The following is a 13664-nucleotide window of genomic DNA, read 5'->3' on the forward strand; positions in this document are numbered from 1 at the left end:
CATGAGCCAGAACGACGTTGAATTCATCGGCATGATCCAGGGCCAGAAGGTCTCGGAGATCCATGCCGCCAAGGGCCCGGCCATCGACCGCGACTATGTGCGCGCCTTTGCACAGGCGCACGAGAACGCGGGCTTCGACCGCGTGCTGGTGCCGCACCATTCCACCAGTCCCGACGCCACGCTGACGGTGGCCTACGCCGCCTCGGTCACCGAGCGCATCCACTTCATGCTGGCGCATCGCCCCGGCTTTGTTGCGCCCACGCTGGCCGCGCGGCAGTTTGCGTCGCTCGACCAGTTCAGCGGCGGCCGGCTCGGCGTGCACTACATCTCGGGCGGCTCCGACGAAGAGCAGCGCCGCGACGGCGACTGGCTCGACCACGACCAGCGCTACGCGCGCACCGATGAATACCTGGAGGTGCTGCACAAGGTGTGGACCAGCGAGAAGCCCTTCGATCACGAGGGCGCGCACTACCGCTTCCAGAATGCATTCTCCGAAGTGAAGCCGGTGCAGACGCGCAATGGCAAGCCGCACGTGCCGGTGTATTTTGGCGGGGCATCGGAGGCCGCCATTCCCGTGGCCGGCAAGTACGCCGACGTGTATGCGCTGTGGGGCGAATCGCTCGACCAGGCGCGCGAGCTCACCACCCGCGTTCGCGCCGAAGCGGCCAAACATGGGCGCAGCGTGCGCTTCTCGGTGTCTTTCCGGCCGATCCTGGCGGAGACCGAAGAAGCCGCATGGGCGCGCGCCGACAACATCCTTGCCGAGACGAAACGCCTGCGCGTTGTGCAGGGCTACAACCGCGGCGGCCCGCAGCAGAGCGAAGGCGCCAAGCGCCTGCTGGCCGCGGCCGAGAAGGGCACCCGCCTCGACAAGCGGCTGTGGACCGCGGTTGCGCAAGAAATTGGCGGCCGCTCGAACAGCACGGCGCTCGTCGGCACGCCCGAGCAGGTGGCCGATGCGCTGCTCGACTACTACGACCTGGGCGTGACGACGTTCCTGATCCGCGGTTTCGATCCGCTGGAGGATGCGACGGACTACGGACGCGAGCTGATTCCGCGCACGCGCGAGTTGGTGGCGCAGCGCCTGCAGTCTCAACGCAAGGCGGCCTGAACTGACTTTCTCCCTCCCCTTCCGGGGGAGGGCAGGGGTGGGGGCAAGCGGCCTTAACAACACTGCGGCCTTGCGAACGCCCCTCGCCCCCATCCCAACCTTCCCCCGGAGGGGGAAGGAGCAACACCCAACACGAGGACATCTTTCATGAGTGCAGTTCTGTCGATCGACTGGGATGCCGGCTTCGCGCTTCGGCGCAACCCGAATCCGCAGCAAAAATACTGGTTCGACCCCATCCCGCCGCGCACCAGCGTGCAGGCCGAGCGCCGCCACCGGCAGGAGCGCCTGGCGGGTGCATTCCGCCTGTTCGCGCGCTTCGGCTTTGCACAGGGCCTGGCGGGGCACATCACTGCGCGCGATCCGGAGCTCACCGATCACTTCTGGGTGAACCCCCTGGGCATTCACTTCTCGCGCATCAAGGTGTCCGACCTGCTGCTGGTCAACGCCAAGGGCGAGACCGTGATCGGCGACAAGCCGCTCAACAAGGCCGCCTTTGCCATTCACGCCGCCATTCACGAGCACAACCCGAAGATCGTTGCCGCCGCGCACACGCATTCGACCTACGGCAAGGCATGGTCCACGCTGGGCCGCAAGCTCGACACCATCACGCAGGACAGCTGCGTGTTCCACGAAGACGTGGCGCTGTTCGACGACTTCACCGGTATGGTGGTCGACACCAGCGAGGGCGATCGCATTGCGCAGGCGCTGGGCGACAAGAAGGGCGCCATTCTCAAGAACCACGGCATCCTGACCGCAGGCCCCACGGTGGAGGCTGCCGCGTGGTGGTACATAGCGCTCGACAACGCCTGCCACACGCAGCTGCTGGCCGAAGCGGCCGGCAAGCCGCAGCCCATCGACGAAGCCACGGCGCGCCACACCCACAGCCAGATCGGCGGCCCGGAGGGGGCCATCCACTCGTTCGACAGCCTCTATCAAGGCCTCGTCGAAGCAGAACCCGAGCTGCTGGACTGAAGACAAAAACCAACGGAGTTCTCGATGACCGCATCCTTCACACGCCGCAGCATCTTGCGCGCGGGCGCCGCCGCCGCCGTGGTTGCCTCGGGCGGGCTGATTGCCTCGCAGGCTTTCTCGCAGCAGGCGCGCAAGCTCACCTTCGCCTGGAACGCCGCTGCGTTCTGCCTGTCGCCCGTGGTGGTGGCGCAAGAGCGCGGCTACTTCGAACGCAACGGCCTTCAGGTGGACCTGATCAACTACACCGGCTCTACCGACCAGCTGCTGGAGTCGCTTGCAACAGCCAAGGCCGATGCTGCGGTGGGCATGATCCACCGTTGGCTCAAGCCGCTGGAGTCGGGCTTCGACGTGAAGATCGTCGGCAGTTCGCATGGCGGCTGCGTGCGGCTGGTGGGCGCGAAGAGCGCTGGCGCAACCAGCCTTGCAAGCCTCAAGGGAAAGATCATCGGGGTGTCGGACATCGCGAGCCCGGGCAAGAACTTCTTCTCGATCCTGCTTGCGAAGAACGGCATCGATGCCGACAAGGACGTGACCTGGCGCCAGTACCCGGCCGACCTGCTCGACATTGCGGTGCAAAAGGGCGAGATCCACGCCATTGCCGACGGCGACCCGAACGTCTACCTGATCGAGAAGCGCAACAAGGGCGCCTTTGTCGAGATTGCAAGCAACCTCTCCGGCGAATACAAGGACAAGGTCTGCTGCATCGTCGGCGCGCGCGGCGAGCTGGTGCGCAAGGACAAGCCGACCGTCGCTGCGCTGGTGCGCGCCATTGCGCAGGCGTCGGACTACGTGGCCGAGAACCCCAACGAGTCGGCCAAGCTCTTCGCCAGGTATTCGCCCAAGGTGCCGGTGGAAGACCTGCGTGCGCTGCTGGGCACGCTCACGCACAACCACCATCCGCTCGGCAAGAACCTGCGCAACGAGGTGGAGTTCTACGCGCGGGATTTCCGCGGTGTCGGGGTGCTCAAGAAGACGACCGACCCGGTGCGCTTTGCCGAACACGTTTCTTTCGATCCGCTGGCATGAGCACCCCCGACCCCGCATTGGGCTTCGACTTCCTCCCCTTTCGGGGAAGGGCCAGGGAGGGAGCCGCGGCGCCCGAACGCACATCTGCTCCCGCACCGGCGTCGCCCCGTGTCCAGGCGGCCCTGCCCACATGGCGCATCGGCTTCGCCGCCGCCGCGGCATGGCTTGCGCTCGGCTTGCTCACCATCTACTGGCCGAACCAGGCCGTGGGCTTCAGCGACTGGGCCTACACGGACGAGTTCGGCATTGCGGCCATTGCCGTGGGTGCGCTGCTCCTTGCGGCCGCATTGCTCGGCTCGCGCGCCGGCCGAGCCGCGCGCCTGCTGCGGCCTGCCGGCCCCTGGCTGGTTGCACTGCCCGTGCTCTTCGCCATCTGGGAGATTGCGACGGCCAAGCTCGCGCTGCTCCCCACGCCGTTCTTCGCACCGCCGCAAAGCCTGGTCGAAACCTACATCGACGACTGGCGTCGCCTCGGCGAAAGCCTGCTGCACTCGGCGCGCTTGCTGGCGCACGGCTTTGTGCTGGGTGCGCTCGCGGGCTTTCTCACGGGCGTGACCATCGGCTGGTCGCGCATCGCGGGGTACTGGGTGCATCCGGTGCTGCGCTTCGTGGGGCCGGTGCCGGCTTCGGCGTTGTTGCCGCTCGCGTTCTTCTTCTTTCCGTCGAGCTATGCGGCCGCGGTGTTCCTGATTGCGCTGGCCACGGGCTTTCCGGTGGCGGTGCTCACCTGGTCCGGCGTGGCGGGCGTCAATCGCAACTACTACGACGTGGCGCGCACCATGGGCGCGAGCGAGCGCTTCCTGGTGCTGCGCGTGGCCATTCCGGCCGCGTTGCCGCAGGTGTTCGTGGGGCTGTTCATGGGGCTCGGTGCGGCGTTCTCGGTGCTGGTCACGGCCGAGATGATGGGTGTGAAGGCGGGGCTCGGCTTCTATCTCTCGTGGGCTCAGGGGTGGGCTTCGTACTCGAACATGTACGCGGCGCTGATCGTGATGGCCGCGCTGTGCTCGGGCCTGATCACGCTGCTTTTCAAGGTGCGCGACCGCGTGCTGTCGTGGCAGAAAGGAACCGTGAAATGGTAGCCATTGCCGATGCAGGCGTGCGCCAGGCCGGGGCGCACATCGATATTCGCGGTGTGAGCCACTGGTTCGACGTACCCGCGGGGCCGCTGCAGGTGCTCGACGACATCGACCTTGCGGTGAAGCCCGGCGAGTTTGTCGCGCTGCTGGGGCCGAGCGGCTGCGGCAAGTCGACCTTGCTTCGGCTGGTGGCTGGCCTGGAGCCGGCCACGGCCGGGCGCATCACGCAAGACGATGCGCCGATCACGCGGCCCGATCCGTCGCGCATCGTCGTGTTCCAAGACCCGACGCTCTACCCCTGGCGCAGCGTGTGGGACAACGTGGCGCTCGGGCTGCAGGCGCGCGGCGTGCTCAAGGCGCAACGCGGGCGTGTCGACGAGGCGCTCAAGCTCGTGGGCCTGAGCGACTTTGCAAAGGTCTTTCCGCACCAGCTTTCGGGTGGCATGGCGCAGCGCGTGGCACTGGCGCGCGCACTCGTCAACGACCCGCAGCTGCTGGTGCTCGACGAGCCGCTCGGCAAGCTCGACTCGCTCACGCGCATTGCAATGCAGAGCGAACTCGTCAACCTGTGGCAGCGCGCGGGCTTTTCGGCATTGCTGGTGACGCACGACGTGGAAGAGGCGCTGTTTCTTGCCGACCGCGTGATCGTGCTGAGCGACCGGCCGGCGCGCGTTGCGGCCGAGATCGTGGTCGACCTGCCGTACCCTCGCCACCGCGGCCACGCGCGCCTGGCTGAGTTGCGTCACGAAGCACTCAGGTACCTCGGGCTCGACGCCACTTGGTGAGATGAACAGCGCGCCTGAGGCCGATTGGCTCAACCTGCTGATCGGCCTGCTGCAAGGTGCGCAACTGCAGCTGCTGCGCGTGCTCGATGCGCTCGGGCTCGCGCAGCATGTGCACGGCCAGCCGGCGTGGCCATGGTCGCTCCGCCTCTCTGGCGAAAATCTGCTGATCGACCTGGGCCAGGCACGCAGCCTTGCGTGGACGCTGGTCTTTGTTGCAGCGGCGTTGCTTGCGCTGTTGCTCGCGTTGTTGTGGCGGCGCCCGCGCTTCTACTTTCTGGCAATGGTGCCGATGCTGCTGATTGCCGCGCCATGGCCGGAGGCGCATGTGCTGCTGGTGCCCGCAACGCCGACCAGCTTTCACGCCGCGCCGCCTGGGTTTACAGCAGCCTCTATCGCACGCGGCCGCGTGCTGTACGAACAGAACTGCGTCGTGTGCCACGGTGCCGACGGCAATGGCGAGGGGCCGCTCGCGGCCTCGCTGGCGGTCTGGCCGCCGAACCTGAGCAGCCCCTTGCTATGGCGGCGTGCCGATGGCGACCTGCTCTGGCGCATTCTTCACGGCACGCGCGATGCACGGCAGGGCGGGGCCACGATGCCAGGCTTCGGCGCAAAGATCGACGAGGCCGATGCCTGGGCGCTCATCGACTACATGAAGGCGCTGGGTGCCGGGCGGAGCTTGCGCGCGCTCGGCAACTGGCCGCAGCCCGTCGGCCTGCCCGACATGGCGGTGCGCTGCAACTCGCAGCCGCCGCGCATGCTCGCAAGCTGGCACGGGCAGCGTGTGCGCATCGTCGCCGGCAACGCAGCGCCTGCCGAAGACCCTCGGCTCGTGACGGTGCTGCTCGTGCCGCCCTCATCAATGGCATCGGGCGCCACCGCCGATTGCATTGCGCAGTCCGCCGCCGCATGGGAGGCATTGGCTTTGATAACCGGAACAGACCGCCTCGCCGGCACGCAGCTCATTGCCGACCGGGACGGCTGGCTGCGCGTGCGCGGAGAGCCCGGCAAGGCGGGCTGGTCCGACGACGACCTGGTCTGCCGCAGCGAGCGCGCACCGGCCCTGGCAGGGCAGGGTTCAGTCTCGCCCGCTGACGGCTTGGGCGCGCTGATCGCCCGCATGGACGCAGAGCCGGTGCGCTTCGTCAAGGGCGGCTTTATCCACTGACCGTTTTTTTCAACCGCAACAGACACGGAGAACACCCATGAACACATCACAGCCCGACAGAGCGCGCCGGCGGCTGCTTGCGCACAGCCTCGCTGCGGCCACGGCCATCGGCTTGCCCGCCATCTCGTTCCAGGCCAACGCACAAGGCCGCCAAGTGCTCAAGGCCGGCGACCAGAAGGGCGGCCTGCGTGCATTGCTCGAAGCGGCCAACGGCCTTGAGGGCCTTGGCTACGAGATCCAGTGGTCCGAATTTCCTGCGGCCGCGCCGCTCGCCGAGGCGTTGAACGCCGCGGCGGTCGACTCCGGCCCCATCGGCGATGCGCCGCTCATCTTTGCGCTTGCCGCGGGCACGCGCGTCAAGGCGATCGGTGCCAACCGGTCCGACTCGTATGGAACAGCAGTGCTGGTGCGGCCCGATTCGCCGCTCAAGACCGCGGCCGATCTCAAGGGCAAGAGCATTGCAACCAACCGCGGCTCCATCGGCCACTACGTTACTCTCAAGGCAATCACCGCGGCAGGGCTCAAGCCCGAAGAGGTGAACATCCGCTTTCTTGCGCCTGCCGATGCCAAGCTTGCGCTCACGCAGGGCTCGGTCGATGCATGGGCCACGTGGGAGCCCTACACCGCAATGGCCGAGGTAAGCCAGCACGCCCGCGTGCTCGTCAGCGGGCGCGGGCTGCTGCCGGGCCTCAGCTACCTGGCGGCCACCGATGCGGCCATTGCCGCCAAGCGCCCCGTGCTGCAAGACTTCTTGCAGCGCGTGGTGAAGGCGCAGCTCTGGTCGTACCGCAACGTGGATGCCTACTCGGCCGCGCTCGCACGCATCATCGGCATTCCGCCCGAGGCCGCCAAGCTGCAGTTCGAGCGGCGCCGGCAGAAGTGGATACCGATCGATGCGCAGGTCATTGCCGACCAGCAGGGCACGGCGGATTTCTATCGGCAGGTGGGGCTCATCAAGCAGCCGCTCGATGTGAAGGGCACGTTCGACACGGGCTTTGGCGTGGCTGGCCAGGGCTGATCACGCCAGGCCGCGCTCCGCGGACCGCACCAGCTGCGACAGGCGCTTGACCAGCGGCTCGAAGAGTTCCGCCGAGGTGTTGCCGTAGCCCAGCACCAGCCCGTTGTCCGCCGCCCTGGGTTGTATTGCAAAGCTCGACAGCGGCACGGGCGCGATTTGATGGCGCAGCGCTTCGGCGGCGATTCGCCGGTCATCGAAGCGGGGAGGCAGCCGCACCGTGAGATGCAACCCGCAATAGCCGCCGTCAATCTGGTGCGGCACCTTGAGGTGCCGGGTCAGCGCCACCCGAAGCGCCTGCTGCCGCTCGCGGTAGAGCCGGCGCATGCGGCCCAGGTGCCGGCTGAACTGCCCGCTCTCGATGAAGTCGGCCATGGCCAGCTGTTCGTGGCGGTGGCCGCCGCGCAGCATTTCACCGAGCGCGGTCTGCACCACCGCCATGAGCTGCCGCGGCAGCACCAGAAAGCCGAGCCGCAGCGACGGGAACATCGTCTTGCTGAAGGTGCCGATGTAGAGCACCGGTGCATCGTCCACCAACCCCTGCATGGCTCCGATGGGTTCGCCGGTGTGGCGGAACTCGCTGTCGTAGTCGTCCTCGATGATCCAGGCGCCGTGCCTGCGGGCTTGCGCGATCAGTGCCAGGCGGCGCGCAATGCTCAGCACGGCACCGGCCGGGTACTGGTGCGACGGCGTGGTGTACACCAACCGGGGCGGGTGCTTCTGCCAGTCGCTCGCGCTTGCGCACAGGCCCTCGGCGTCGACCCGCATGGGCACGATGCGCATGTCGCCGGCATGCATGGCCGCCTTCGCACCGCGATAGCCCGGGTCTTCGACCCAACCCGTTTCGCCGGGGTTCGCCAGCAGCCGCACGCACAGGGAGATGGCTTCCTGCGCGCCTTCGGCGATGACCACCTGCGATGCCTCGCATCGGACCCCGCGCGCAATGGCCAGGTGCCGTGCGATGGCTGCGCGCAGCTGCGGTTCGCCCAGCGGAGGTCCGTAGCCGAGCGTTGCAGGGCCGGCGGCGCGCATGGCCCGGTCCAGCGCACCCCGCCAGGCTGCGGATGGAAAGTGCGACAGCGCAGGCACCCCCGGGCGCAGCGCCGCATCCGGAATGGTGAAAGGCGTGCTCGGCTTGATGCCGGCCAGGCGACGTGCGGTGGCTGGGGCACCGGCGGATTTGCCCGGGCGCCGCGGCAACGCCGGCGAGGCCAGTTCGATGACCCGCGTGCCCTGGCGGTCGGGCCGCACGTAGCCCTCCGCAGCCAGATGCTCGTAGGTTGCGGTGACGGTATTGCGCGAGACAGCGAGCGATTCGGCCAGCGCGCGCGAACCGGGCAACCGGTAGCCCGGCACAAGGCTGCCGTCAAGAATCGCTCGCTTCAGGCGCTCGTGCAGCTGGCGCTGCATCGAGCCGGCGTCGCGGTCACGCGCCAAAGGGGATTCGAACAGCGCGGCCGCGTCAAGGTGGGGAAGGTTGCTCATGAGCGAAAACGTGGCACCATGAAATGAACATGGCGTGGTACTTACAACAGTGCCACGCGGCACGTACTTTACCGTTCTCCGGCACTGCCGCTACTTGCCTCCGAAAGTCTCCCCATGTCAGTTCGCCATAACGAATACGGCCAGGCCATCGGTCCCCTGGTGCCCGAATGGACCCCCCGTTCCAAGCCGCCACGCCGTCCCATCGTGGGGCGCTGCTGCGTGCTCGAACCGCTCGATGCCGCCAGGCACGCCGACGATCTCCATGCCGCCTATGCAATGGCGCCCGACGATCGCGACTGGACCTACCTGTTCTTCGACCGGTCCGCCGACGCGGCAAGTACCCGGGCCTACATCGAAAGCGCCGCGCAGAGCGCCGATCCCATGCACTTCGCCGTCATCGACCTGCAGAGCGGCCGGGCTGTCGGTACGCTGGCGCTGATGCGCATCGACCCGGCCCACGGCAGCATCGAGGTGGGGACCGTCGTTTTTTCTCCGCTGCTGAAGCAGACGCCCATGTCCACCGAAGCCCAGTACCTGCTGATGAAGCTGGCCTTCGACGAGCTCGGCTACCGCCGCTACGAATGGAAATGCGACAGCCTCAACGAGCCTTCGAAGCGCGCTGCCTTGCGCCTGGGTTTCCAGTTCGAAGGCATCTTCCGGCAGGCGATCGTCTACAAGGGCCGAAGCCGCGACACCGCGTGGTTTTCGATTGTCGACAGCGACTGGCCGGCGTTGCGCACGGCATTCGAGCGCTGGCTTGCGCCGGAAAATTTCGACGCCCGAGGCAGGCAGCGCATGGCGCTCGACCGCTTTCGCCTGCCGCGCAGCTGAGGCTTGCGGGCCTGCCGGTGTCAGCCCGGCTTCTGCGCCTGCTCGCACTTCACCTGGATCAGCTCGCGCTCGTCCAGCGTCGCGCCGATGCGCACCGCGCTGAGGCAGCCGCCCCAGACGCAACCCGTGTCGGTAGAAAGCAGGTCGGGCCGCGATAGCCAGCCCAGCGTGGACCAGTGGCCGAACGCCACCGTGGCGTTGGCGGTCTTGCGGCCGGGCACGTCGAACCAGGGCATGAAACCCTCGGGCGCGGTGGCGGCGCCGTCCTTGCTTTCGAACTCCATCACGCCTTTGGCCGAGCAGAAGCGCATGCGCGTGAGCGCGTTCACGATGGTGCGCAGCCGCGCGCTGCCGGTGAGCGAATCGCTCCACTGCGCGGGCTCGTTGCCGTATATGGTGAGCAAGAATTCGCCGAGCGCCGGCCCGCGCAGCACCGATTCGACCTCGGCCGCCAGCACCAGCGTGTCGCCCACGGTCCACTGCGGCAGCACGCCCGCGTGCACCATGAGCAGGTCGCCGCCATCGATCTGCATGTGAAGCGCCATGTGCTGCTGGCGCACCCATTCGAGCATGGCTTCGCTGTCGGGCGCCTCGAGCACGCCGGCCAGCGTGTCCTTGCGGCCGGGCTTGCGCGCGCCGTGCGCGACGCCCAGCAGATGCAGGTCGTGGTTGCCCAGCAGGCTGAGCGCAGAGGCGCCGTAGCCCTGCACGCGGCGCAGTACGGCGGCTGATTCGGGACCCCGGTTGACCAGGTCGCCGAGCAGCACGACGGTGTCGCGGCTGGGAGAAAAACCGATCGTGTCGAGCAGTTTCTGGAGGGCGGTGTCGCAGCCCTGGATGTCGCCGATCAAGTAAAGTGCCATTTCCTTATTTTCACCCCCTGTTCATGGATGTTCTCCTGCTGGCCTTGCTGACCACGCTGAATGCGTTGTTCGCAATGTCCGAAATGGCCCTTTCAACCAGCCGGCGCGCGCGCCTGGCAGCGCTGGCCGAGACGGGAGATGCCGGCGCCGAGGCCGCGCTCCGGCTGATGGAGGAACCGACCCACTTCCTCTCGACCGTGCAGATCGGCATCACGTCGATCGGCATGCTCAGCGGTATCGTGGGCGAGGCCGCCTTTGCCGCGCCGCTCGCGGTGTGGATGGAAAACCTCGGCATGGGCCGCGGCACGGCCAGCGTGGTTTCCACCGCCGTGGTGGTCACCGGCATTACCTTCTTCACCATCATCTTCGGCGAGCTGGTGCCCAAGCGCATCGGCCAGCTCTACCCGGAGCCCGTGGCGCGCTGGGTGTCGCGCCCCATGCGCGGGCTGGCCAAGGGCGCCAAGCCGTTCGTGTGGCTGCTGGCGGGCGCCACGGCCACCGTGCTGAAGCTGCTGCGCATCGATGCCAACGCCGCGCGCTCCATGACCGAGGAAGAAATTTCGGCCAGCCTGGAAGAGGGCGTGGACGCCGGCGTGATCGAGCAGCACGAGCACCAGATGGTGCGCAACGTGTTTCACCTTGACGACCGCCGGCTGTCGTCGCTGATGATTCCGCGCGCAGACATCGAATGGCTCGACGCCTCTGACACCGTGGCGCAGGCGCTCAAGAAGGTGGCCGACGCGGGCGCGCTCAACATCGTGCATTCGTGGTACCCGGTGTGCCGCAATTCGCTGGACGACGTGGTGGGCGTGATCAGCGTGGCGCATCTGCTGAGGCTGGGCACGGAGCACGCGGGCGTGCTCGGGCAAGAGGCCGCGCCGGCCGTGTTCGTGCCCGAAACCCTTACTGGCATGGAGCTGCTCGAGCAGTTCCGCGAACGCGGCGGCCGCCTGGTGTTCGTGGTCGACGAATACGGCGTGGTGCAGGGCCTCATGACGCCGCGCGACATGCTCGAAGCCATTACCGGAGAGCTGCAGCCCGGCACGCTCACCGATGCATGGGCCCGCGAGCGGCCCGACGGCGTGTGGGAGCTCGACGGGCTGATGCCTGTTTCGGAGCTGCGTGCGCGGCTTGGCATTCGCGAGCTGCCCGAGGAGGAGCGCGGGCGCTACAACACCGTTGCAGGCTTGCTGATGGCCGTTTCGGGCCATCTGCCCAAGTCAGGCGAGGTGATCGAATGCGCGGGCTGGCGCTTCGAGATTGCCGCGCTCGAAGGGCGCCGGATCGACCGGGTGCTGGCCGCACCCGACAACACGGCTGGGCACGGCGACTAGCGCCTGTTCGCTCCCACCAGAAAAATCAAAGACCCACCGTTCGATCGCATGATCGACAGCCTCACCATGACCGAAGACATCTACACCGAGCCGAATGCCGACCCCGACACCCTTGCCAACCTGGGGCCGCTGCGCGCCATGGCCGGCATCTGGGAGGGCAGCCGCGGGGTGGACGTGAAGCCCAAGCGCGAAGGCCCCAAGACACAGGTCTACGTCGAGCGCTACGAACTGCAGCCCATCGATCCGCAGACCAACGGCCCGCAGCTGCTGTATGGCCTGCGCTATCACACCTACATCCACAAGCCGGGCCTCACCAAGATGTACCACGACCAGGTGGGCTACTGGCTCTGGGAGCCGGCCACCGGCACGGTGCTGCACACGCTGGCCATTCCGCGCGGCCAGGTGGCCATGGCAAGCGGCCATGCCAAGGCCGGCGACACGCGCTTCACGCTCGCCGCCGAGCGCGGCAGCCTGGTGAACGGCATCGTGTCCAACCCCTTCATCGAAGAGGCCTTCACCACGCTGGAGTGGAACATCACGGTCACCATCAACGCCGACGGCACGTGGTCTTACGACCAGGACACCGTGATGCAGATCCAGGGGCGGGCCGAACCCTTTCATCACACCGACCGCAATACGCTCACGCGGGTTGCCGCGCCCGGGCTCAACCCGCTGGCCATGCCCGACGCGCCTGCGGCGGTGGTGGTCTCGCCCAGGTAGAGGTCGAGAGCGGCCGATATAGCGGCCGCCAGCCCTACCAGCGGATCTTCACGCCCACGCTGCCGTTCAGGCCGCTCTTCGTGCGCGAGTCGCCGCCCGATGCCCAGAATTTGCCGAGCTCTCCATACAGGCTCATGTTCTGGGTGAGCCGCAGCGTGGCGCCAGCCGCAAGCTCGGTGCTGGTGCCGCCGGTGCGGGTGGCAATGTCTGTGTAGCCTGCCGGGCCGACGAAGCGCGCCACGTCGGTGCCGCTGCTGCTGCGGTACACATTGAGCCGCGCATAGGGTTGCAGCGGCCCGGCGCTGGTGGTCAGCTCGCCCTTGATGCGCACGCCTGCGCGCACCAGCCAGCCGCTGTGGCTGTCCTGCTGCACCACGGCGCCGACAATGCCGGTGTCGTCCAGGTTCACGCGCTGGTGCACCAGCTGCAGCTGCGGCTCGACGATCCATTCCGGCGAGATCCGGAATGCCTGGCCCACCTCGATGGAAGCCAGCAGGCTGCGGCCCTTGCCTGAACTGGAAGCGCCCATGTCTGTAGCCGCGGTGTAGCGGTGGCGGCCGGCCTGCAGCACGCCGTCCACGTACAGGCCGCCGTCGTTCTTCCAGGTGGCGTAGGCGCCCAGGTACTGGCTTCGCAAGTCGTTGGAGCCTGCCGCGTAGCCCTGCACCCCGCGCGCAAAGCCGCTCACGCGCACGTCGCCATCGAGCTGGCCCACGTACAAGCCGATGCGCCAGTTCGGGTCGGCCCACAGGTCGTTGCCGGCCTGGAAGCCCGTAAGGCGCCCCTCGCTGATGGGGCTCACGGTGCCTGCCTGGCTGATGGTGCGGTCCATGCTGATGATGCGGGCCCAACCCTGGCGCAGGCCCTGGCTGGACGCAGCAGGGCCGGTGGGGACCATGCTCTCGTCGCCCACACGTTGGTGGAGGTTGCCCACCATGGCCAGGTTGGACTGGCGAAACTGCTCCGGCAACGCCGCATACAGCGGCACTTCGGCGCGGTAGGTGGGCACGGTGATGCCCGACGGGTTCTGTGAGCCGTCATTGCGCAGCGGGTCGCCGTTTTCGGGTGCGGGTGCCGGTGCCGGAGAAGGCGATGGCGCAGGCGAAGGCGATGGCGATGGCGAAGGTGCTGGTGGCGCTGGCGGCGGTGGTGGAGGAGGTGGCGGCGCAACGATGATGCCGGACCTCAAATACCAGTTCTCCCCCGCCCCCGAGGCATCCCCCGCATGCAGCCGGTACTCGTAGGCCCCTGCATCCACATGCCCGCCGGCCAGGCGGAACG

13 protein-coding genes are annotated in these 13664 nt (G+C 67.6%); 10 read left to right on the top strand and 3 right to left on the bottom strand.

The window, feature by feature from the left end; translation table 11 throughout:
• Position 1: 1 nt before the first annotated feature.
• The 7 genes from J2X67_RS25720 to J2X67_RS25750 all read left to right on the top strand — a co-directional run bounded on the left by J2X67_RS25720 (position 2) and on the right by J2X67_RS25750 (position 7153).
• Positions 2-1111 (top strand): LLM class flavin-dependent oxidoreductase, encoded by a 1110-nt coding sequence (locus J2X67_RS25720; RefSeq protein ID WP_309957694.1) that lies wholly within the window; start codon positions 2-4, stop codon positions 1109-1111.
• Between the two features lie 147 nt (positions 1112-1258).
• Positions 1259-2083 (top strand): class II aldolase/adducin family protein, encoded by an 825-nt coding sequence (locus J2X67_RS25725; protein ID WP_309957695.1) that lies wholly within the window; start codon positions 1259-1261, stop codon positions 2081-2083.
• 24 nt (positions 2084-2107) lie between these two features.
• A complete protein-coding gene (locus J2X67_RS25730) occupies positions 2108-3109 on the top strand; it encodes an ABC transporter substrate-binding protein (RefSeq protein WP_309957696.1) in 1002 nt (333 codons plus the stop codon).
• The gene (locus tag J2X67_RS25735; protein ID WP_309957697.1) at positions 3106-4188 is read left to right on the top strand and encodes an ABC transporter permease subunit; all 1083 of its coding nucleotides are present in this window, start codon (positions 3106-3108) and stop codon (positions 4186-4188) included. Before J2X67_RS25730 ends, J2X67_RS25735 begins: the two co-directional genes overlap by 4 nt.
• Positions 4182-4970 carry an ABC transporter ATP-binding protein gene (locus J2X67_RS25740; RefSeq protein WP_309957698.1) on the top strand — a complete coding sequence of 263 codons (789 nt, stop codon included), beginning with the start codon at positions 4182-4184 and terminating at the stop codon, positions 4968-4970. The genes J2X67_RS25735 and J2X67_RS25740 overlap by 7 nt, the downstream gene beginning before the upstream one ends.
• A gap of 1 nt (position 4971) precedes the next feature.
• A complete protein-coding gene (locus J2X67_RS25745) occupies positions 4972-6135 on the top strand; it encodes a cytochrome c (protein ID WP_309957699.1) in 1164 nt (387 codons plus the stop codon).
• A gap of 37 nt (positions 6136-6172) precedes the next feature.
• Positions 6173-7153, top strand: coding sequence for an ABC transporter substrate-binding protein (locus tag J2X67_RS25750; protein WP_309957700.1), 981 nt, complete (start codon positions 6173-6175; stop codon positions 7151-7153).
• Here J2X67_RS25750 and J2X67_RS25755 read toward each other — a convergent pair whose 3' ends face one another.
• Positions 7154-8635, bottom strand: coding sequence for a PLP-dependent aminotransferase family protein (locus tag J2X67_RS25755; protein WP_309957701.1), 1482 nt, complete (start codon positions 8633-8635; stop codon positions 7154-7156). It abuts the gene before it with no gap.
• Positions 8636-8749: 114 nt separating this feature from the next.
• Here J2X67_RS25755 and J2X67_RS25760 point away from each other — a divergent pair, with 114 nt between their 5' ends.
• Positions 8750-9466, top strand: coding sequence for a GNAT family protein (locus J2X67_RS25760; RefSeq protein ID WP_309957702.1), 717 nt, complete (start codon positions 8750-8752; stop codon positions 9464-9466).
• A gap of 20 nt (positions 9467-9486) precedes the next feature.
• Here the strand turns inward: J2X67_RS25760 and J2X67_RS25765 are convergent, their stop codons facing one another.
• Positions 9487-10329, bottom strand: a complete 843-nt coding sequence (locus J2X67_RS25765; protein ID WP_309957703.1) for a symmetrical bis(5'-nucleosyl)-tetraphosphatase — start codon at positions 10327-10329, stop codon at positions 9487-9489.
• 23 nt (positions 10330-10352) lie between these two features.
• Between J2X67_RS25765 and J2X67_RS25770 the strand changes: the two genes are divergently transcribed.
• Together J2X67_RS25770 and J2X67_RS25775 are read left to right on the top strand one after the other, a co-directional pair.
• Complete coding sequence (locus tag J2X67_RS25770) at positions 10353-11663, top strand: hemolysin family protein (RefSeq protein WP_309957704.1); 1311 nt, start codon at positions 10353-10355, stop codon at positions 11661-11663.
• A 48-nt stretch (positions 11664-11711) separates the two neighbouring features.
• The gene (locus tag J2X67_RS25775) at positions 11712-12383 is read left to right on the top strand and encodes a heme-binding beta-barrel domain-containing protein (protein WP_309957705.1); all 672 of its coding nucleotides are present in this window, start codon (positions 11712-11714) and stop codon (positions 12381-12383) included.
• Positions 12384-12417: 34 nt separating this feature from the next.
• Here the strand turns inward: J2X67_RS25775 and J2X67_RS25780 are convergent.
• A partial coding sequence (locus J2X67_RS25780; protein WP_309957706.1) for an autotransporter outer membrane beta-barrel domain-containing protein occupies positions 12418-13664 on the bottom strand: 1247 nt, incomplete at its 5' end.

The sequence above is a fragment of the Variovorax sp. 3319 genome (assembly GCF_031456585.1).
Taxonomy (GTDB): domain Bacteria; phylum Pseudomonadota; class Gammaproteobacteria; order Burkholderiales; family Burkholderiaceae_C; genus Variovorax; species Variovorax paradoxus_P.